At 64.3% G+C, this 20,865-nt stretch carries 20 protein-coding genes; 13 read left to right on the plus strand and 7 right to left on the minus strand.

The features are described 5' to 3' along the window. The first annotated feature begins 128 nt into the window (after positions 1–128). The 9 genes from ACEL_RS09325 (at position 129) to ACEL_RS09365 (ending at position 9,351) form a co-directional block, all read left to right on the plus strand. Complete coding sequence (locus tag ACEL_RS09325; RefSeq protein ID WP_011720639.1) at positions 129–869, plus strand: GntR family transcriptional regulator; 741 nt, start codon at positions 129–131, stop codon at positions 867–869. 341 nt (positions 870–1,210) lie between these two features. Beyond that, positions 1,211–2,203 carry a Gfo/Idh/MocA family protein gene (locus ACEL_RS09330; RefSeq protein WP_011720640.1) on the plus strand — a complete coding sequence of 331 codons (993 nt, stop codon included), beginning with the start codon at positions 1,211–1,213 and terminating at the stop codon, positions 2,201–2,203. Between the two features lie 53 nt (positions 2,204–2,256). Beyond that, entirely contained in the window at positions 2,257–3,258 is a 1,002-nt protein-coding gene (locus ACEL_RS09335; protein ID WP_011720641.1) for a sugar ABC transporter substrate-binding protein, read from the plus strand. 70 nt (positions 3,259–3,328) lie between these two features. After that, complete coding sequence (locus ACEL_RS09340; RefSeq protein WP_011720642.1) at positions 3,329–4,387, plus strand: ABC transporter permease; 1,059 nt, start codon at positions 3,329–3,331, stop codon at positions 4,385–4,387. Continuing rightward, the gene (locus tag ACEL_RS09345) at positions 4,384–5,268 is read left to right on the plus strand and encodes an ATP-binding cassette domain-containing protein (protein WP_011720643.1); all 885 of its coding nucleotides are present in this window, start codon (positions 4,384–4,386) and stop codon (positions 5,266–5,268) included. Before ACEL_RS09340 ends, ACEL_RS09345 begins: the two co-directional genes overlap by 4 nt. Beyond that, complete coding sequence (locus ACEL_RS09350; RefSeq protein WP_011720644.1) at positions 5,258–6,283, plus strand: Gfo/Idh/MocA family oxidoreductase; 1,026 nt, start codon at positions 5,258–5,260, stop codon at positions 6,281–6,283. The genes ACEL_RS09345 and ACEL_RS09350 overlap by 11 nt, the downstream gene beginning before the upstream one ends. Positions 6,284–6,297: 14 nt before the next feature. Continuing rightward, a complete protein-coding gene (locus ACEL_RS09355) occupies positions 6,298–7,161 on the plus strand; it encodes a sugar phosphate isomerase/epimerase family protein (protein ID WP_011720645.1) in 864 nt (287 codons plus the stop codon). 12 nt (positions 7,162–7,173) lie between these two features. Beyond that, on the plus strand, positions 7,174–8,352 hold the full coding sequence (locus tag ACEL_RS09360; RefSeq protein ID WP_011720646.1) for a Gfo/Idh/MocA family protein: 1,179 nt from the start codon (positions 7,174–7,176) through the stop codon (positions 8,350–8,352). 9 nt (positions 8,353–8,361) lie between these two features. Then, positions 8,362–9,351 (plus strand): sugar phosphate isomerase/epimerase family protein, encoded by a 990-nt coding sequence (locus ACEL_RS09365; RefSeq protein ID WP_011720647.1) that lies wholly within the window; start codon positions 8,362–8,364, stop codon positions 9,349–9,351. Between the two features lie 110 nt (positions 9,352–9,461). Here the strand turns inward: ACEL_RS09365 and ACEL_RS09370 are convergent, their stop codons facing one another. From ACEL_RS09370 to ACEL_RS09390, 5 genes are all read right to left on the minus strand, one after another. Then, entirely contained in the window at positions 9,462–10,628 is a 1,167-nt protein-coding gene (locus ACEL_RS09370) for a phytanoyl-CoA dioxygenase family protein (protein ID WP_238378091.1), read from the minus strand. Positions 10,629–10,647: 19 nt separating this feature from the next. Next, positions 10,648–11,670 (minus strand): Gfo/Idh/MocA family protein, encoded by a 1,023-nt coding sequence (locus ACEL_RS09375; RefSeq protein WP_011720649.1) that lies wholly within the window; start codon positions 11,668–11,670, stop codon positions 10,648–10,650. A gap of 27 nt (positions 11,671–11,697) precedes the next feature. Continuing rightward, on the minus strand, positions 11,698–12,474 hold the full coding sequence (locus ACEL_RS09380) for an SDR family oxidoreductase (protein WP_011720650.1): 777 nt from the start codon (positions 12,472–12,474) through the stop codon (positions 11,698–11,700). Positions 12,475–12,476: 2 nt separating this feature from the next. Continuing rightward, positions 12,477–13,391: a sugar phosphate isomerase/epimerase family protein gene (locus ACEL_RS09385; RefSeq protein ID WP_011720651.1), complete on the minus strand. Its 915-nt coding sequence runs from the start codon at positions 13,389–13,391 to the stop codon at positions 12,477–12,479. Positions 13,392–13,724: 333 nt separating this feature from the next. Beyond that, complete coding sequence (locus ACEL_RS09390) at positions 13,725–14,270, minus strand: hypothetical protein (RefSeq protein ID WP_011720652.1); 546 nt, start codon at positions 14,268–14,270, stop codon at positions 13,725–13,727. Between the two features lie 328 nt (positions 14,271–14,598). On the opposite strand from ACEL_RS09390, the gene ACEL_RS09395 reads away from it, so the two are divergent. Then, positions 14,599–15,888 (plus strand): magnesium transporter MgtE N-terminal domain-containing protein, encoded by a 1,290-nt coding sequence (locus tag ACEL_RS09395; protein ID WP_011720653.1) that lies wholly within the window; start codon positions 14,599–14,601, stop codon positions 15,886–15,888. A gap of 73 nt (positions 15,889–15,961) precedes the next feature. Then, positions 15,962–16,570 (plus strand): DUF1003 domain-containing protein, encoded by a 609-nt coding sequence (locus ACEL_RS09400; RefSeq protein WP_011720654.1) that lies wholly within the window; start codon positions 15,962–15,964, stop codon positions 16,568–16,570. A gap of 31 nt (positions 16,571–16,601) precedes the next feature. On the opposite strand, the gene gnd is transcribed toward ACEL_RS09400, so the two are convergent. Both gnd and glgC read right to left on the minus strand, forming a co-directional pair. Further along, positions 16,602–17,756 (minus strand): phosphogluconate dehydrogenase (NAD(+)-dependent, decarboxylating), encoded by a 1,155-nt coding sequence (gene gnd / locus ACEL_RS09405; protein ID WP_148204696.1) that lies wholly within the window; start codon positions 17,754–17,756, stop codon positions 16,602–16,604. Beyond that, positions 17,686–18,930 carry a glucose-1-phosphate adenylyltransferase gene (glgC, locus tag ACEL_RS09410; protein ID WP_011720656.1) on the minus strand — a complete coding sequence of 415 codons (1,245 nt, stop codon included), beginning with the start codon at positions 18,928–18,930 and terminating at the stop codon, positions 17,686–17,688. Before glgC ends, gnd begins: the two co-directional genes overlap by 71 nt. A gap of 148 nt (positions 18,931–19,078) precedes the next feature. Here glgC and glgA point away from each other — a divergent pair, with 148 nt between their 5' ends. Next, on the plus strand, positions 19,079–20,275 hold the full coding sequence (gene glgA, locus ACEL_RS09415) for a glycogen synthase (RefSeq protein ID WP_011720657.1): 1,197 nt from the start codon (positions 19,079–19,081) through the stop codon (positions 20,273–20,275). Between the two features lie 128 nt (positions 20,276–20,403). Further along, the gene (locus tag ACEL_RS12305) at positions 20,404–20,856 is read left to right on the plus strand and encodes a DUF6221 family protein (RefSeq protein WP_041835070.1); all 453 of its coding nucleotides are present in this window, start codon (positions 20,404–20,406) and stop codon (positions 20,854–20,856) included. Positions 20,857–20,865: the final 9 nt, after the last annotated feature.

Consider the following 20,865-nt stretch of genomic DNA (forward strand, 5'->3'; position numbering starts at 1 on the left):
GCGTCGCATGCAGGAGATGCGATGTCAAGATTTTGTAAAGACATTCTGACGTATTGTTGTCACTGTGTTAGGGCAGTGATTCACGATAGACTACGCGGCAACCGAACCGACCACAGGATGGGAGTACCGTGACCGACCTCTCGCTCACTCTGGACCGGTCGAGTCCGGTGCCGCTGTATTACCAGATCGCCCAGCAGATCGAGCAGGCGATCGAGCGGGGTGAGCTCGCTCCGGGAACCAAGCTCGACAACGAGATCGAACTCGCCGACCGGCTGGGACTGTCACGACCGACCATGCGCCGGGCGATTCAGGAACTCGTCCGCAAGGGCCTGCTGGTCCGCAAACGCGGTGTCGGCACCCAGGTCGTCCACGGAAAGGTCAAGCGGCCTGTCGAGCTCACCAGCCTTTATGACGATCTCCTGAAGAGCAACCAGAAGCCGCGCACGGATGTGCTCGCCCTTGAGACGATTCCCGCGGCGGATGAGGTGGCGGTCCACCTCGGCATTGAGCCGCGGAGCCAGGTGATCTACGTCGAGCGGGTCCGCTACGCGCGGGACGAGCCGCTCGCCATCATGCACAATTGGCTGCCGGCCCACCTCGTCTCTCTTGAGCGGTCGGATTTGGAACGCGCCGGACTGTACGACCGCCTGCGCAAGGCCGGAATCCGCATTTGTGTCGCGTCGCAACGCATCGGTGCGAAGGCGGCGACAAGCGAGGAGGCCCGACTCCTCCGCACTCGCCGCGGAGCGCCCCTTCTCACCATGGCCCGAGTGGCATACGACGACACCGGACGCGCCGTGGAATATGGCTCGCACGTCTACCGCTCCGACAGCTATACGTTCGAGATCACCCTCGTCGAAAGGCAATAGGCGCATCGCGCAGGCCCGTCCAAGGAGACAGGGGGCTCGTATGCCAAGGCCCACGCGGCGTCGCTGCGCGCTACACGGCCGGCGCAGCATCCGTGTGGGTGGAATGACCGCAGATGTCGAGGAGCACGAGGCGCACGGGCCTCGTTGCCGAAGCGGCGCCTCTCGTTGCCGAAGCGGCGCCTCTCGTTGCCGAAGCGGCACCCGGATCGTGACATAGCGAACGCACACACACGTCGTTACATAAAGATGTTATTACAAAGTCTTGACATGGCATCGTGCCTGCGCCATCCTTCCGGTATCACGCGCACGGCTGCAGTGCGACCGAGGAGGACGACGCTCCAGTGCGGATTGGTGTGGTCGGTGTCGGGCGGATCGGCGCCCATCACGCACGGGCTCTGCGCCCTGCCGTCACTGAGCTTGTCATCGCGGACGCGGACGCCGAGCGCGCCCGGCACCTCGCCTCCGAGATCGGTGCACGCGCGGTCGACGACGTGGACGCCCTCTTCAGCGAGGAGCTGGACGGTGTGGTCATCGCGGCGCCGACCGCCGCTCATCCGGATCTCATCTGTCGCGGCGTCGATGCAGGATTCGCCGTGTTCTGCGAAAAACCCGCGGCGCCGACCCTGGCCGAGACACGTGATCTCATCGCCAAAGTGGGCGATCGGGCGGAACGGGTGCAGATTGGCTTCCACCGGCGGTTCGACCCCGGTTATCGCGCGGCGCGCCGGCTGGTTTGCGACGGGGCGTTGGGCTGGATCCACACCCTGCGGGCCACCACGTGCGATGCGACGCCACCGTCGGCGGAATTCATCGCCGGATCCGGTGGAATTTTTCGTGACTGCAGCGTGCACGACTTCGACATCATCCGCTGGCTCACCGGGCGCGACATTGCCGAAGTCTTTGCCGTCGGGTCGGACCGCGGCGCCGAGTTCTTCGCCGCGGCGGGCGACGTCTCGACGGGTCTCGCCGTGGTCCGCCTGGACGACGGAACACTCGGTACGGTAACGGCGTCCCGCTATAACGGTGCGGGTTACGACGTTCGGCTTGAAATATTGGGCTCGCAACGGAGCGTCGTGGTGGGGCTCGATGACCACGCACCATTGCGGTCCGTCGAACCGAGTGTTGATTGGCCTCGTGCAACGCCGCACCGCGACTTCATGAGCAGGTTCGCCGCCGCGTATCGCGAGGAGCTCCTGGCATTTCTTGACGTCGCCGCCGGTCGTCAGGCCAGCCCGTGCACCCTCGACGACGCCCTGGCGGCATTCGTCGTGGCCGAAGCGTGTGAAGTTTCGCGTTCCGAACACCGGCCGGTGCAGATCACTGAGCTTCAGTAGCGCCTTCAATCGCAACGTTTTCCGATCACCGTGACCGAGAGGAAGGAAGGAAGATGAAACGAGGCAAGAGCCTGAGAATGGCAGCACTCACGGCCGGGCTCGCGCTCGTCGTCGCCGCCTGTAGTAGTACGGGCGGAAAGAAGGCGGCGCAGAGCACCGAACAAGCCGCCGCCTCAGCCGGCAAGGCAAACACTCCCCACCTGACCATTGCTATGATCACGCACCAACAGCCGGGTGACACCTTCTGGGACATCATTCGCAAAGGCGCGCTTGCGGCGGCGGCCAAGGACAACGTCACCCTCAAGTACTCCAACGATCCCGATTCGACCAAGGAAGCAGTCCTCATCCAGGACGCCGTCAATGCCAAGGTCGACGGCATAGCAGTGACCATCCCGGACCCGCCCGCGCTCATCCCAGCCATCAAGCAGGCGGTTGCCGCTGGTATTCCCGTCGTCGCCTTCAATGCCGGCATTGACCAGTGGAAGGAATCCGGCGCCCTCATGTACTTCGGCCAGGACGAAACCGTCGCCGGTCAGGCCGCGGGAGCCCGGGCGACCAGTGAAGGCTTCAAGCACGTCTTGTGTGTGCTGCAAGCCCAGGGTCAGGTGCAGCTCGAATCTCGGTGCAACGGCGTCCAGCAGACGTTCAAGGGACAGTACACGAAGTTGTACGTCAACGGAGCAGATCAACCCTCGGTGCGGACCACCATTGCCGCGAAGTTGAAGCAGGATCCCAGCATCGACCTCGTGATCACGCTCGGTGCACCGATCGCCCAGCTCGCCATCCAGGCGGTCAAGGATGCCGGAAGCAACGCGAAGATCGCGACGTTTGACTTCAACACGCAGGTGCCGGCGGAAATCGAGAATGGACAGCTCCAATGGGCGATCGACCAGCAGCCGTACGTCGAGGGGTACGAGGCGGTCGACAGTCTGTGGTTGTACATCACCAACGGTGACACCATCGGTGGCGGTGAAGCCGTCAAGACAGGACCATTCTTCGTGGACAAGAGCAACGTCGCGGCGGTCGCCAAGTTCGCCGAACGCGGGACACGCTAGTAACGACGGAACGCATGTGCGGGGTGGGCATCCCGCTCGCCCACCCCGCACTGACGGTTGAGAGGTGCCCATGAGCCAGACGCTTGATACCGCTTCACTCCAGCGCGAACCGGGGGTTGTCCCGTCGACTCGGACCGCATTCGTGCGGTTCCTGGGACGTCCCGAGACCGGCGCTCTCGCCGGCGCTATCGCGGTCTACCTGTTCTTTTACGCTCTCGCCCCGGCTTTCCGAGACGCCTCGTCGTTCGCCAGTGTGCTCTACGTCAGTTCGACGTTTGGAATTCCGGCAGTCGCGGTGGCGCTCCTAATGATCGGCGGAGAATTCGACCTTTCCGCGGGGGTCGCAGTGATCGCCGCCGCGCTCGCGGCATCAATGTTCAGCTACCAACTCAACACGAACATGTGGGTCGGCGTTCTGGTGTCGTTCGGCATCGCCATGGCGATCGGCTTCATCAACGGCTATCTCGTCGTAAAGACGGGAATACCGAGCTTTCTCGTGACGCTCGGCACGTTCTTCATGATTCAGGGCCTCAACCTAGCCGTGACGAAGCTCATCACCGGCAATGTGGCGACGAGCGACGTCTCAAACATGCAAGGCTTTCACTCGGCGCATGAGGTTTTCGCGTCGACCATTACCGTCGGCGGCGTCGCACTGAAAGTGACGCTTTTCTGGTGGATCGGCTTCGTGCTCGTGGGCACCTGGATACTTCGCCGTACCCGGGTCGGAAACTGGATCTTCGCTGTCGGCGGTTCCGCCACCAGCGCTCGGGCGGTGGGTGTGCCGGTCAAGCAGGTGAAGGTCGGGCTCTTCATGGCGGTGAGTTTCCTGACCTGGTTTACCGGCATGCACCTGCTCTTCAACTACAACACGATCCAGTCGGGGAACGGTATCGGCAATGAATTCGTGTACATCATCTCCGCGGTTGTCGGTAGCTGCTTGCTCACCGGCGGCTACGGTTCGGTGGTGGGAGCTGCGATCGGCGCACTGATCTTTGGCATGACGAACCAAGGCATCGTGTACGCCGGGTGGAATCCGGACTGGTTCAAGTTCTTTCTCGGTGCGATCCTTCTTGCGGCGATTCTGCTGAACAACTGGATCCGAGGCCGGAGCGAGGAGGCCAACCAATGACGACGATGACTGCGACGAGCACGCGAACGCCTTTGGTGAAACTTACCGCCGTTGGCAAGCGTTACGGGAGCATCGTGGCGCTGCACGGTGTCGATCTCGAGGTCAACGCCGGCGAGGTCACCTGCGTCCTCGGCGACAATGGCGCCGGAAAGACGACGCTCATCAAAATCGTTTCGGGCGTTCACCGGCCGGACGAGGGAACCTTCGAGGTCGAAGGCGAGCAGGTCGAATTCTCTTCGCCCCGAGAGGCCCTCGAGCGTGGCATTGCGACGGTATACCAGGACCTGGCGGTGGTTCCGCTGATGCCGGTCTGGCGCAACTTCTTCCTGGGAAACGAGGTGCGCAAGGGCCTCGGCATGGACATCCGCTTCATGCGCGAGACCACCAAGAGCGTTCTTCACGAGATGGGCATCGATCTCCGTGATGTCGACCAGCCGATCGGCACCCTCTCCGGCGGCGAACGGCAGAGCGTCGCAATTGCCCGGGCTGTGTATCGAGGTGCGAAAGTCCTCATCCTGGACGAACCGACCGCAGCACTCGGAGTCAAGCAAGCCGGTATGGTCCTGCGCTACATCGTGCAGGCCAAGGAGCGTGGCGTCGGCGTCATCTTTATCACGCACAACCCGCACCACGCCTACCCCGTCGGCGATCGATTTCTCTTGCTCAACCGGGGACGCACCCTCGGATATTACCGACGCGGCGAGATCGATCGCACCGAGCTGATCGGTCTCATGGCCGGTGGCCGTGAACTGGAGGAACTCAGTCACGAACTGGAGCAGGTAGGGTCAGCCGGAGCCCGAGCGGCAAAGGTCTTTGACGAAGAAGCCCGCGATCTTCTCGCTCGGGAATCGAGTGATCGGACCGCATCCGATGGCGACTGACAGGAGCGTTCGGATCGGCCTCATCGGTGCGGGCGCCATCGGTGAGGATCACGCACGCCGGCTCAGCACGGTGATCCGCGGGGCGGACGTCGTCGCGGTCCATGACGTCGATCCAAGCCGAGCCAAAACGGTCGCGACACGTTTCCGGGATGCCCGCGTCATACCCGACGGCAATTCGCTGATCGGGGATCCAGATGTTGACGCGGTCGTCGTTGCATCAGCCGCCCCCACGCACGAAGCGTATGTTCTCGCGGCCATCGCCGCCCGGAAGCCGGTTTTCTGTGAGAAACCCCTGGCGACGACTGCCGCGGGATGTCTCCGGATCGTCGAGGCGGAGAAGGCGCACGGCCGCCGTTTTGTGCGCGTCGGTTTCATGCGCCGCTTCGATCCGGCGTACTTGGGTCTCAAGGCCGAGCTTCGCTCCGGCGCGATCGGCCATCCCCTGCTCGCGCATCTCGCGCACCGGAATCCCGCCGTGCCCAGCACACTGCGGACGACGGATGCCATCGCGGACTCACTCGTGCACGAAATGGACCTGGTGCGCTGGCTGTTCGACACCGAAATTCGGGAGGTACGAGCCGTTGCCGGGCGACGCAACGCGAAGGCTGGCCCGGATCTTCACGACCCTCTGCTCGTCCTCGTCCGCATGGCCACGGACGTCGTTGTCGACGTCGAGCTATCCCTGAATATCGGCTACGGCTATCACATTCGGGCGGAAATTGTCGGCGAGAACGGCACCGTTGCGCTTGCCTCGGAGCAACCCATCGTCCGCCGTATTTCGGGAGAAGAACGTCGACCGGTCGCACAGCACTGGAAGACCCGGTTCGCGGCGGCGTACGACGCTGAGTTGTCGGAGTGGGTGCGTGACGTTTCGCAGGGTCGCGTGTCGGGACCGTCGGCGTGGGACGGCTACGCGGCTACCTTGGCGACTGACGCTGCCGCCGAGTCCCTTCGGTCAGACACCGCGGTTGCCGCTTTCCCTGGGGATGTTCCGACCCTCTACCGCGAGCCGTAGGAGGAGGGCACGCGATGCAGATTGCGCTCGATCCGTACATGTTTCGGTCCGTTAGTCTGACCGACCTTCCGGGCATAGTGGCCGATCTCGGCTATGACGCCATCGAACTTTCGCCGCGGGACGACTTCCTCCCGTTCTTTGTTCACCCGCGTGCAGACCGTGACGCCATCAAGCGTTTCCGCAAGGCCCTGGCGTCCGCCGGCGTACGGCTGGCGTCTATTCTCCCGCTCTACCGCTGGTCCGGCCCGAGTGAGGACCAGCGCGCGGCAGCCGTCCGCTACTGGCGCCGTGCCATCGAGATAGCCGTCGAGCTGGAATGCCGAGTGATGAATTCCGAATTTAACGGGCGTCCGGAGGAGCCCGAGCGCAGCGAGGCTCAGTTCTGGCGCTCGATGGAGGAGCTGCTGCCCGTCTTTGAGCGGGAAGGTATTCAACTCCGTATCGAGCCCCATCCGGATGACTTCGTGGAGGACGGACGGCGGGCGATCGACATCATCCGGGGCATTAACCACCCGCTCGTCTCCTTTCTGTACTGCGCACCGCACACCTTCCACATGGGTGGCGACATTGCAGGAATCATGCGGTACGCCGGTTCGCTCCTCACGCACGTGCACGTGGCGGACTCCTTCGATCACCGCGCATCATCCGGTCTCCGGTACATCATCAACCCTCCCGGATCGCCCGCTCGAGTGCACCAGCACCTGGATATCGGCCAGGGCGAGGTGGATTGGGACACCTTCTTCGCCGAGCTCAACCGCCTCGGCTTCGACGGAATCATGACCGTCTGCGTTTTCTCGTGGGAGGAACGCGCCCGCGAATCCAGCATCTTCATGCGGGAACAGATCCACGAATACCTTGCACGTTGGCATCGCTCGTGAGGGAATAGGGACATGGATTCCATTGGCGTCGCTGTCATTGGCGGCGGCATGGCAGGCCGAGCGCACGCCGCAGCATATCGCATGGCGTCGACGGTGTACGGCGGGGATCTGCCGCCGATCCGCTTGGTCGCTATCGCGGATCTCGACGCAGAACTCGCGGCAGACGTGGCTAGGCGCTACGGATATAGCCGCAGCGAATCCGACTGGCGGACGATTGCGGAGGCTCCGGACGTCGACGCCGTGAGCGTCGTCGTGAGCAATGCACTCCACCGGGAAATCGTCGAGGCACTACTCTCCGCTGGAAAGCACGTACTGTGCGAAAAGCCGCTTGCGGACACGTTGGAGAACGCCCAGGCGATGCTCGCCGCCGCGAACCGGTCACCGCACGTCGCTGCGGTCGGTTTCACGTTTCGCCGGGCGCCGGCCATTGCCGCGATTGCCGAATACGTCGCCAAGGGCGGGATCGGTAGGCCTTTTCACGCCTCTGCGCGGTACTGGTGCGATTACGCCGTCAGCAGTGCGGCGCCGATGAGTTGGCGATTTTCCGGACCGATCGGCAGCGGGGCATTGGCAGATCTAGGCTCGCATCTGATTGATGCCCTCGAGCAAGCCCTGGGCGACATCACGGCGGTTCGAGGCGCCTTTTGTTCGACCGTCATCACTGAGCGGCGATTGCCCCAGGGGCGGGTGCGCGGGCACGAATTCGCCGAGCTCAGTGACAAAACAGCGCGTGTGGAGAACGAAGACTTCGCACACTTCACCGCCCTCTTCGGCTCACAGACAAGCGGTGTGTTCTCCGTGTCCCGGGTTGCAACCGGCCTCCCCAATACCCTCGCGTTCGAGATCTTCGGTGAGGAGGGCGCTGTCGCGTTCGACTTCACCCGTCCCGGTGAATTTTGGATCACGAGCTCCACGCCCGCGGACCCTGACGCCCGTTGGCAGCGCGTCATTGTCGGCCCTCGGCATCCATACGTGGACCGCGGACTGCCGATGGATGCAGCGGGTGTCCACTACGGGCAGAACGATCTTTTCGCCTGGCAGGCTCGGGCATTCCTCGAGCAAATTTCCGGTCGATCGACACTGCCGCCCGTACCTGACTTTCGTACCGGACTTCACAACATGCACGTCATCGACGCTATCGCCCACTCGGCACATCGTGCCGGTTCAGAGGTATCGGTTGTCGGAATCTAGGAGTGTATCGTGAAACTTGGTGTCTATACTGCCTGCTTGCACGACCGGCCGCTCAGCGAGGCGCTCGACGTTATCCGCGAGCTCGGTCTGAACAGCGCCGAAATCAATTCGGGCGGATTTCTCCCCACCCCGCACCTGCCGGTACAGAAGCTGCTCGATAGTCAGAGTGCACGGGACGACTACCTTGACGCTTTTCACTCCCGCGGCCTGACCCTCACCGCGCTAAACTGCAACGGCAATCCGCTGCATCCCGATCCTGAGGTGAGAGAGAAGCACGCCGCGGACCTGCGACGTTCAATCGAAGTGGCCGCTGCGCTCGGTGTACGGCGCGTTGTCACCATGTCGGGTCTGCCGGCCTCTGACCCCGGTGGTCGCTTGCCGTCGTGGACAGTTGTCCCGTGGGACAGCGCGTATCTGGATGTGCGGGACTACCAGTGGAACGACATCGCGATCCCGTTCTGGCGAGAGATCGACAGGCTCGCCCGGGATCACAACGTGCGCGTCTGCATTGAAATGCATCCGCACAACATCGTCTACAATCCCGTTACATTGGTTCGGCTTGTCGACGCTATCGACGCCACACATGTCGGCGCGGAGATGGATCCGAGTCACCTCTTCTGGCAAGGGATCGATCCGGTGGTGGCGGTTCGTTTTCTTGGAAAGCTGGTCTACAACGCTGCAGCCAAGGACACACGCATCAATGCCAAGGTCAATCTTTACGGCGTCCTCGACGACCGGTTCAACCGGGTCGCACCTGATGCTCCTAAGGTGTCTCTAGGCGGACGCTACGCGCTCAACCGCTGGCCGGATGACGCAGCGTGGGATTTCGTAGCGGTCGGCCGTGGTCACGATACCGGATGGTGGCATGAATTTCTCCGTGCGCTGGCCGAAGTGGATCCGGACATGGCAGTCAACATTGAGCACGAGGACAGGGAGCTGGACAGCATGACGGGCCTCCGGATCGCCGCAGAAACCCTGCGCATTGCCGCGAAGCCGTAACAACCTGTGCGGCGACTGCAGTCTCACCGGATACGTGCTGTGGCGGACGGTTCGACACGCCAAAGCTGTCGAACCGTCCGCCACACCCCCTCACGCAGCCGCTCGGCGCGTCAGGGTTTGGCCGGATGCCGCCGCGCCTCCCACTGGTCCAGTTCCTTCGCGAGCGTCGCCGGATCCCAGCGATCGCACAGAGCGCGCCAGACTAGATCGGCCTGCGTCGCCGGAGCCAATCCATTGACCGGCGGGTCATTGTCAAGGTTAGTAGGAAAGGCGTATCCCTCTGCCGCCGCCGCGACGACATTGTGCAACTCCCGTTCACTCATGCCCGATCGGGCACGATCGAGGAGGGCCGGGTAGACGGCACGGCATATTCCGATGCGATTCACAACCTCCATGGCGCGACCGAAGGCAGCGGAGATCTGGAGAAGATTGGCCATGCGCTTGATCTCCGCTGACCGGTTCTCGCCTGCGCCATGGAAGACCGCCGGGTTGAAGAATGCCGCGTCCCCCTTGCGCAACGGCAACTGGACGTAGTGCTCGTTGAAGTACTCGATGAATTCCGGGCGGTGGAACGCCAGGTAGCCGGGGCCATACAGCTGCGAGTATGGGAGATACATCGTGGGGCCGCTCTCCACCGGCATGTCGGTATGCGCGACCGCACCTTGGAGAGTAAGACCGGCGGAGAGCCAGTGAAGGTGAGCGGGATAACGCGACGCTTGCTCGTCGGACATGAAGCCAAGGTGGTAGTCGCGGTGCGCGACCTGGGCCTTCCCCCCTGGATTCACGACGTTGACCTGCGACGTCACCTGATAGTTCGGGCCGAGCCACGCACGAGCCGCTGCGGCGATGACGTCGTTCGCGTAGTAGTCAACGAAGACCTCCGGTGCCCGGAAGGCAAGTTTGTCAAGAGCGTGCCACACTCGATCGTTTGCGCCGGGTTTGGCAAAATGATCGCCTGCCTGCCGGCCCGCGGCGTGCTGCTCCTCGATGAGCACGCGGAAGGCAGCGGTCGCCCGGTCGACCACAGCAGTGTCTGGAAACGCTGCTTCGAAGACAGCCACACCGGGGCCATCCGCGAAGACGCGTGCAAGCTCGCGCTCGGCTTGGTCTCGTCCATCCTCCGAGGCGAGGGCAGTACGGAATCGCTCACCGTAAATGACGACGTTCTTCTCGATCCGCTCAGCCAGCGGATATTCCCGTTGGTCGGTCTCTCGCTCGACAAGCGACCGGAAATCAGCCAGACGGCAGTCCTCGCTGGTGAACCGATACGTTTGCATCACGACAACCTCCATTCCATCACCTGCTCGGTACGCCCCATTTCTCCTTAAGTTCCGCAAGCTGCACCGGCCGATGTTCGGCCAGAGAGAGAGTGCACGCCTCTGCTACCCAACTTGCCTCGATTGCGTCGTCGATGGGACAGGGCGAGTTCTGCCTTCCGGCGACCACATCAAGAAAGGCCTGCATTTCAGCCCGAAACGCCGCCGCCAGCCGATCCATGAAGAACGTGTACGGCACGCCGTCCGGAAAAGTAACGCCGGGTTCCACCGATCGAAGCGGAAGATGCGAGTCCAGGCCTACGGCGATGCTGTCGCGGGATCCATGGATCTCTAGACGGACATCGTAACCTCGGCCGTTGTACCGTGAATTGGAGATGACCCCGATGGTGTCGTCGTCAAAACGCAGCAAGGCACTTGCCGTGTCGACGTCGTCGAACTTACGGAAGATCGCGTCGCCCTTGTTTCCGCCAGTCGCGTACACCTCGACGACATCCCGGCCTGTCATCCACCGGACAATGTCAAAGTCGTGCACAGCGCAATCGCGGAAAATACCGCCTGAGACGGCCACGTAACTCGCCGGCGGCGGCGCCGGGTCGAGAGTGGTGGAACGAATCGTGTGTATCCAGCCCAGCTCACCGTTGCTCACCGCCTGGCGGGCTGCAACGAAACCCGGATCAAATCGTCGGGGATATCCGATCTGCACCGTCGCACGGTTCTCCCGGACCTCGTGACACAGCTCGATGGCGTCAGCAAGTTCCTTCGCCACCGGCTTTTCGCAGAACGTCGGTACGCCGGCCGCGATGCAGCGCTTCAGCAACTCAGGATGGGTATCGGTCGCGGTAGCGATAACGACACCGTCTACGCCGGCGGCCAGAAGCTCATCGAGTGAAGCAGCCGATTCAACGGCCAACTCCTGCGCAACAGCCTGGACGCGATGCTCGTCGACGTCCGCAACGATGAGCGTTGAGACATCCGGAAAGGTCCGGAGGTTCCGCGCGTGCAGTGATCCGATTCGCCCAAGCCCGATCACGCCGATGCGCATGCCGTTTCCCACTCCTCTTCCAGGCCGCTAATCCAAGCCGCCGAACACGTTCTGATCCCAGTCGATGACAGATCCGGTGACCACACCGCTGCGGTCGGAAAGGAGGAAGACCACAAAGTCCGCGATTTCGTCCGGCCGCGCAAGTCTCCCCATCGGGAGCTTCTTCGCCGCCTGGTCCCGCCAGTCATCGCCGGCGCCGTGGAATTGGCGCTGAATTGCGTCCTCGCCTTCGGTATCGGTCCAGCCGATGTTGAGCCCGTTGACACGGATCCGGTCCCACCGGAGCGCATACGCGGCGTTGCGGGTGAGACCCACCAAGCCGGCTTTGGACGCGACGTACGGCGTCAGATACGGCTGGCCGGCATGAGCTGAGGACGTAATGATGTTCACGATCGTTCCGGGCGCGCGACGGGCGAGCATGTCACGGACCACTGCCTGCATGAGAAAAAACGGCCCGCGCAGGTTCACCGCGACATGGGCGTCAAAGAGCTCGGGCTCGGTGTCGAGGAGAGTACCCCGCGTGGTCAGACCGGCGGAATTGACCAGGCAGTCGACGCGCCCAAAAGTCTCTATCGTCTGGGCGACGGCGGCACGTGCTTGGCCCACGTCGCCCACGTCCGCACGAAAATACGCCGCCCTTGCTCCGCTGCTCTCCAACTCCCGGACGAACGCTTCGCCGAGCTCGGCCCGCCTGCCCAGAACGGCGACAGCGGCACCCTCCCGTACGGCTGCCCGCGCGATCGCCGCACCCAGCCCCTGAGTGCCGCCGCTGATGAGCACGACCTTGTCGGTGAGAAGCGCCATTGCTACCAACCTCTCGCCCGCAGAAATTCCCGATTGCGCCGCTGGTCGGCGACGAGTGCCTCAAACGGCGTACTCGAATCGGGGATGACGTCCTGCTCCACGACGACCCATCCGCTGTAATCACTTGCGGAGACCGCGGCGATAAAAGCATCCAGGTCGACGTCACCGTCGCCGAGGCGACAGAAAATTCCTCGCCGCCACGCCTCCGTCATGTCACACCCGTCGGTCATGACGCTGCGCATGACGGCAAGACGAGCGTCCTTGACGTGAATCTGGTTGATGCGATCCGTCCAATCGTGCCAGGCCTTCACCGGATCGCCGCCCCCGAGCAGCAAATGTCCGGTATCGAGACACAACCCTACGTCGGTCGCCTCGAGCAACCGCTCGATTTCCTCCGGTGCCTCGATAAACGTACCGAGGTGGTGGTGGAACGTGGGCTCGAGATTTCGCTCGCGGCACAGCTCGACGACGACGCGGAGATTCTTGACGAGGCGCCGCCAACCGTCCTCATCGAGCGCGAGGTCGGTGCGGTGCGCCGCCTGTCCGATGGCGCTCCGCCGCCGAGCATCTCCGGTGACCGCCAGTGTCGGTTTCGGACGCCAGGCGCCGTTGGTAGCGGCCGCGGCCATGAGATCGAGCGTGGCGCGGATGGTCTCGAGCTCGCGTTGGAGAAGCACATCGTCTGCGAAGTGCGCTTCGAGCCACCCACCCGCCAAGGCAAGCTCACGATCCGCCAGCCGACGACGCAGTGAGTCGAGATCTCCGAGGTAGCCGGCAGGACCAAGATCGATTCCCTGGTACCCACACTGAACAACCGCATCCAGCACACTGTCTGCGGCAGGTAGTCCGTTCCCCGACGCAGTCAACTCGAAGACACCGAAGCTCACCGGCGCCGCAGCAACCCGAATCGATACCATCGTCCCTCCAGTTAGACCTGACAATATTACGTCTGTATGTGTTGGCGCAAGGGTGTCCGTGCGTGGTGAACGTCTGTATGTGTTGGCGCAAGGGTGTCCGTGCGTGGTGAGGCGAGGGCGGCTGTGCACGGTGACGTAAGGGGGCTGAACGTCGCGACGCAAGGGCACCCGTACGTGGTGACGCAGGGTCTGTACATGGGTAGGCAAGCGTGGCTGGCCGTACCGACGCAGACGAGTACGTACCCGCACCGCCTGCCGCCACGGGAAAGTCGCCGGGCGCACGCAGGTCGCAGATCTCACCACCCGCGGGCCGACGTCTCCCGCCCAGCGTGTTCAGCCAACCCCAGCCGCCATGGAGATCTCTGCACCGCTTGGCGTATCGGGCAATCGGATTTCCATGGCAGCTGGATCGAAGGGGCGGTTATCTGCTGGATCCCCACTTCCGGTGTCAAATTCCAGCCCCGCCTGCCGCGGCGTACGCGCCCTTCGCACATTGACCGGCGCGACGGCGGGAACGATGGCTCCGACTTCGTCCATCGCGTCGAACTGATGCTGCGAGCGCAACGTCAGGGCATCGTTGAGGCGGCGCTTCCAGGCAAGCACGTCGGGGTCGTTGTCCGCCTGGTACCGCCCACCGGCGGCAGCAAAAAGGTGGTCGTGGACGGCACGGGCCGCAGCGATCGCTCGTGCCAACTCGTAATCAATCCGCGCGTGCAAACCGCGAAGGACCGCGGGCGGCTCGCCACGGGCTCGGGCCCGGTTGAGCTCACCGATCAGCTCATGCACGGCATTCATGGCCGCGTCGTACCGGGCAGCCATGGTGGACGGCGACGTGGTGACAGGCTCACCCGCCCGCGGCGAGAGCATGGGTTCCGCCATTGGCCACCTCCGGTACTCAGAGTTCCTGTTATCACCATTCCCCGTCGGTGAGGAAAATTCCAGGGGGAATGGCGCGCCCGTCCAGCGGATGCGGCGCGCCACCCAGGGGAATAGCGCGCCCACCCGGGGGATGTGGCGCGTCCGCCGCAGGAAGAGCGCGCTCTCCCTCATTCCGGACGCGCCCTGCCCAGCCCCGCGACGTCCGCTGCCCGGCTTGCCTGGCGTACGTGCCGCGATTCCGGGGTCCGCTGCCGGGCGTCCGCGGAGTACGCTTCCGGCGATTGCAGAGATAGGTGCCGCCTGCCGCGATCGACCAGAAGGAGGCCGGATGGCCATCGTCGCCCCGCCCCGCGTCTTCGTCGCCCGTCTCGCCGGCGTCCAAGTCTTCGATCCGAACGGCGACCCGGTCGGGCGGATCCGTGACGTCGTTGTGCTTCTCCGGCTGGGCGCACAGCAGCCGCGCGTGTTGGGTCTGGTCGTCGAGGTGCCCCCGCGTCGTCCCATCTTCATTCCGATGACGCGGGTCACGAGCATCGAGGCCGGCGCGGTCGTTGTGACGGGCGCGGTCAACCTCCGCCGCTTCGCACGTCGGGCGGCGGAAACCCTGGTGCTCGGCGAATTGCTGGACCGAAACGTCGTGCTCATCGAGACCGGCGAGACCGTAACCGTCACCGACGTCGCAATGGAACAGACGCGAACCCGCGACTGGTACCTGACGAAGGTTGCGGTGCGCCGCGGTCGCGGCCGAATGCGCCGCCGGGGCGAAATACAGGTCGTCGACTGGTCGGCCGTGCGCGGCTTGTCGCTGCCGGAGACCAGCCAAGGCGCGGCGAGTCTCCTCGCAGCCTTCGATCAACTGCGGCCTGCCGACCTTGCCGGGGTCATCCACGATCTCTCAGAGAAGCGGCGCGCCGAAGTTGCTGCCGCACTGGACGACGAACGCCTTGCCGACGTCCTCGAGGAGCTGCCCGAAGAGGAGCAGGTCGCGATCCTCGCCACCCTCGAAGGGCGCCGCGCCGCCGACGTGTTGGAGGCGATGGGTCCGGACGACGCCGCCGACCTGCTCGCTGAACTTCCACCGGATGAAGCGGAACGACTGCTGTCCCTCATGGATCCGGAGGAGGCGGAACCGGTGCGGCGGCTCCTTACCTACTCGGAGAACACCGCTGGCGGGCTGATGACCACCGAACCGGTCATCTTGCCGCCGTCCGCCACCGTTGCGGAGGCCCTGGCGCGGGTGCGCAATCCGGACCTCACGCCGGCGACGGCGAGTCAGGTCTACGTGTGCCGACCACCCACGGAGACGCCGACCGGCCGTTACCTCGGTATCGCTCACCTCCAACGGCTGCTCCGCGAACCACCGGGAACCCTCGTCAGCGCCGTCGTCGACACCGACATCGCCCCGCTCCCGCCCTCGGCCCCGCTGCCCGAGGTCGCGCGGTACCTGGCCACGTATAACCTGGTCGCTATTCCCGTGGTCGATGACGACGATCGACTGCTGGGCGCGGTGACCGTCGACGACGTCCTCGACCACTTGCTTCCCGAGGGTTGGCGCGACGAAGCCGGCTCCGATGATGTCGCGGACGCCGAGCGGCAGCCCGGTGATCGAGCGAGCTAGACCACAACCACACGACGGCGGATTCGACGGCTATTCCGCTACCAGCTGACTCTCAGTAGCACGGGAGGCGAACATGGCGCGGACGCGTTTTCGTCTCGACCAGCCGGTTGCTCCGCGACGGGTCACCCTACGCCCTGGTTACGATCCCGAGGCCTTCGGTCGATTCGCCGAACGGTTCGCCCGTTTCATGGGTACCGCCAAATTCGTCGTGTACATGACGGCCATCGTCATTCTCTGGGTGGCATACAACCTCTTTGTCGGCATCCGCTACTACCACACCCACCATGACTGCACCATTACCCGGGTGACGGCGGACAATGAAATTGTCACCACAACGCGCAACATCCCCCGCTGCCAACAAGGGTTGAAGCCGTTCGACCCGTATCCGTTCATCCTGCTGAACTTGTTCTTCTCCACCCAAGCCTCGTACGCCGCACCGCTGATCCTGCTCGCCCAGAACCGCCAAGCCGACCGGGACCGCGTGCAAATGGAGGAGGACAGAGCCCGGGCCGAGCGGAACATTGCGGATACCGAGTACCTCACCCGGGAAGTTGCTGCGATCCGGATCGCCCTCGGTGATGTCGCGACCCGGGATTTCGTCCGGGACGAACTGCGCCGGCTGCTGGAGGAATTCGAGGAGCGACGGGAGCCGGCCACACGGGAAGGCGAGCCGCACCGCTGATCGGTGCATGCCGCGGCGGAGCCGCCGGTGTTCAGCCCGGCTTCTCCTCATGTCCGCCGAAACCCTTGCGCATCGCCGACAGAATCTTGTTGGCGAAATCGTCCAACCCGCGCGATGCGAACCGGGAATAGAGAGCCGTCGTGAGAACCGGCGCCGGGACGCCTTCCTCGACCGCCGCGATCGCCGTCCACCTGCCCTCCCCGGAATCCGAGACACGCCCGCCGAATTCGGCAAGCTCCGGGGATCGCGCGAGGGCGTCCGCGGTCAGGTCCAGCAACCACGACTGAATGACGCTGCCTCGCCGCCAGACTTCAGCGACCTCCGCTACGTCAAACTCGTACCGGTAGAATTCCGGGAATTCAATCGGCGCAGTTTCCGCGTCCGTCGCGACGTGATGCTTTCCAATGTCCGCGCTGTGCAGAATATTCAATCCTTCAGCGAGCGCGGCCATCATGCCGTATTCGATGCCGTTGTGCACCATCTTCACGAAATGACCTGCACCCACCGGGCCGCAGTGCAGAAAGCCGTGCTCCGCATCAGACGGCGTCCCGCTACGGGCCGGTGTCCGCGGCGCGGCCGACACCCCCGGAGCGAGCGCGGCAAAGATCGGGCGCAACCGCGAGACGACCTCGGCTTCACCACCGATCATCAAGCAGTACCCTCGCTCCAGACCCCAGACGCCACCGCTGGTGCCGCAATCGACGAAGTGAATCCCACGCGGCGCAAGCGCGGCCGCGCGTCGAACGTCGTCCCGGTAATAACTGTTGCCGCCGTCAATGATGGTGTCGTCCGCCAACAGCAGCTCGCCGAGCGCGTCGATCGCTTCTCCGGTCACCTCGCCCGCCGGGAGCATCACCCAGACCGCCCGTGGTGGACTGAGTTTCTCCACCAGCTCGGCAAGCGACGCCGCAGGCGCAGCGCCCTCCTCGGCAACCGCCCGGACCGCATCCTCGCGGACGTCGTACACAACGCAACGGTGCCCGGCGCGCATCACCCGCCGGGCGATATTCGCGCCCATCCGGCCAAGACCGACGATGCCGAGTTCCCGCACCTCGTTGGACGTCATATGACCCCACCTCCCCGGCCAGCATGTCACGACCGACGCCGCGCGGCGGTCACGGCTCGACCACAGCGTTCTTCGCGATGACGACAATCCCGCCCTCGGAGACGGTGAACCGCTCCGCATCGCGCTGCGGATCGACACCGATCGCCGCGCCGTCCGGCACCACGACGTTCTTATCGATGATCGCATTTCGGACGACCGCTCCGCGCCCGATATGCACGTTGTCCAACAGCACGCAGCCCTCGATGACCGCACCCCGGTCGACGTACACCGACGGCGACAACACCGATCGGCTCACCCGGGCATCCGCGACAATCACGCCGTCGGACAGGAGCGAATCGACCACCGACGTGCCGTCGTGCACGATCTTCGCGGGCGGCAGCGGCCGGTGGTGCGTGTATATAGGCCAATCCTGGTTGTAGAGGTTGAAAATCGGGTGCACCGAGACGAGATCCTGGTGGGCGTCGTAATACGCATCCAGGGTTCCGACGTCACGCCAGTATGCGTGGTCACGCGGTGTCGAACCGGGGACTTGGTTGGTATGGAAGTCGTAAACCGCTGCGTCGCCCCGCTCCACGAACATCGGAATGATATTTCCGCCCATGTCGTGGGCGGAACGTTCGTCAGCCGCATCGCGGATGACCGCATCCAGCAGCGCCGCCGTCGTGAAGCAGTAATTCCCCATCGACGCGAAGACCTCGTCCGGTGCGTCCGGGAGACCGAGACCCTCGGTATCCGCCGGTTTTTCCAAGAACCGAGCGACGCGACGCCCACGCTCCGGCCCGGACGCCGCCGGCTGAATCACCCCGAACGCGTGGGCGTCCTTGCGCGGCACCCGGACGGCGGCCACGGTGACCGACGCCCCGGAAGCGATGTGCTCCTCCAGCATCTGGCGCGGATCCATGCGGTAAATATGGTCCGCCCCGAAGACGAGGATGTAATCCGGCTGCTCGTCGTACACCAGGTTGAGGCTCTGGAAAATTGCGTCCGCAGAGCCGGAGAACCACCGTGGTCCGACCCGCTGCTGTGCAGGGACCGGAGTGACGTAGTTGCCGAGCAGGGTGGACATGCGCCACGTCGTAGTGATGTGCCGGTCTAGGCTGTGGTTCTTGTACTGGGTGAGCACGACAATCTTGAGGAAGCCGGCATTGGCCAGATTTGACAACACGAAATCGATGAGCCGGTAAATGCCGCCGAAGGGGACGGCAGGTTTCGCCCGGTCCGCGGTGAGCGGCAGGAGCCGGCGTCCCTGACCGCCGGCGAGCACGATGCCGAGCACACGCTGTCGGTTCGCCATGACCGGAACTTATCGAATAGCCGGGTCCGACGTCGGGCGTTCCGCGCGTCGGCGGGTCGTCGGGTGCGCAACCGACCGCAACGCCCGTGACCGGCGATCAACCGCGTGCCGCTCATGGCCGCCGGCCGACCGGCTAAGGTAACGGACCATGAAAGTGGCGCTGCTCAGCCGCGAATACCCACCCGAGGTTTACGGCGGGGCGGGAGTGCACGTCGAGTACCTCGCCCGGGAACTGCGCCGGCTCCTCGACCAGGTCACCGTGCACTGCTTCGGAAATCCGCGCTCGGAGCCGGGGGTGTACGCCCACAGTGCCGACCCGCGGCTCGTCGACGCCAAGGCGAACGCGGCACTGCTCACCCTGTCGACCGACCTGGCGATGGCGGCAATGCTCGGTGCCGCCGACATCGTGCACTCCCATACCTGGTACGCCAATTTCGGCGGTCACCTCTCGAAGTTGCTGTACGGAATTCCGCATGTCGTCACGACGCACTCGCTGGAACCGCTGCGACCCTGGAAGGCCGAGCAACTGGGGGGCGGGTACGCGCTGTCGCTCTTCGCCGAGAAGACGGCATTGGAGGCCGCCGACGCCATCATCGCTGTCTCCCAGGGCATGGCTCAGGACGTCGCCCGCTGCTATCCGGCGGTGCAACCGAACCGCATCCACGTTGTGCACAACGGCATCGATCCGGAGGAGTACCGCCCGACACCGGATGACGGACTGCTGGCGAGGTATGGCATCGACCCAACGCGACCCATCGTGCTCTTCGTCGGACGGATCACCAGACAGAAGGGATTGCCGTACCTGCTCCGTGCCGCCCAAGACGTGCGACCGGCCGCTCAACTCGTGCTGCTCGCGAGCGCGGCGGACACGCCGGAGATTGCCGCCGAGGTCGAAGCCGGAATCGCCCGACTGCAGGAAGCCCGTAGCGGAGTGGTCTGGATTCGGCGGATGGTGCCGAAATCGGAGCTCATCCGGTTGCTCACCGCAGCCAGCGTTTTCGTCTGCCCGTCCATTTATGAGCCGATGGGAATCGTGAACCTCGAAGCGATGGCCTGCGAAACGGCGGTGGTGGCGACTCGGACGGGCGGAATCCCGGAAGTCGTGGTGGACGGCGAGACCGGCGTGCTGGTACCGATCGACCCCGACCCAACCGACCCGTACGGCGCGCCTCGCGACGCCGGCGCCTTCGCGTCCGCCCTCGCGGCCGCCATCAACACGCTGCTGGACAACCCGGAGCAGGCCGTGGAACTCGGCCGAAACGGACGGCGCCGCGCGATCGAGAAATTTAGCTGGACGGCGATCGCCAACCGGACCGTCGAAATCTACCGGTCGGTGCTCGGGTAGCGGGACTCGCCCGTCCGCACCCTCCGGATCCGCCGTTCGGGTGGCTCTCGGCGTCCACCGTCAAGCCGAACGCAGGCGGTTTCGATGTAAAGGCCAGGTGTGGCGGTACGGGAACAGGACGGCATCCCATGGCATCTTCGCGGTCCAGCTTTGACAGCCTGGTGGAGTGGCTCCTCCTGCAGATCGCTGAGGATGAGATGAAGGCGCGCACCGCCGGCGGGCAAGCGTGGCGGTGGCGGGTGGTGGACGAACCCACGCAGCGGGACGCATTGGTCCGAGCAGATGGCACGATCTGCGCCGACTCGTGGGGTGCCGGCGAAACGGGATTCCGCGGCGCTGAAGCGAAGATGTTCATTGAACGGTTCAACCCGGAGCGCATCCTCGCCGATTGCGAGGCCAAACGGCGGATGCTCGCCCGGCTGCAGAACCTCGCCCGAGCCTGGTGGACGACGAGCCGATCCGCCGACGAGGCACGCTCGATCATTCGCGAAATGGCGGTCGCCTATGCGCATCGGCCGGGGTACCGAGACGAGTGGCGACCCGACCTCGCCGTCCGCAGCCTCCAGGCGGTCGCCCAATAGCCTCCCCGA

This window comes from Acidothermus cellulolyticus 11B (assembly GCF_000015025.1).
Lineage (GTDB): Bacteria > Actinomycetota > Actinomycetes > Acidothermales > Acidothermaceae > Acidothermus > Acidothermus cellulolyticus.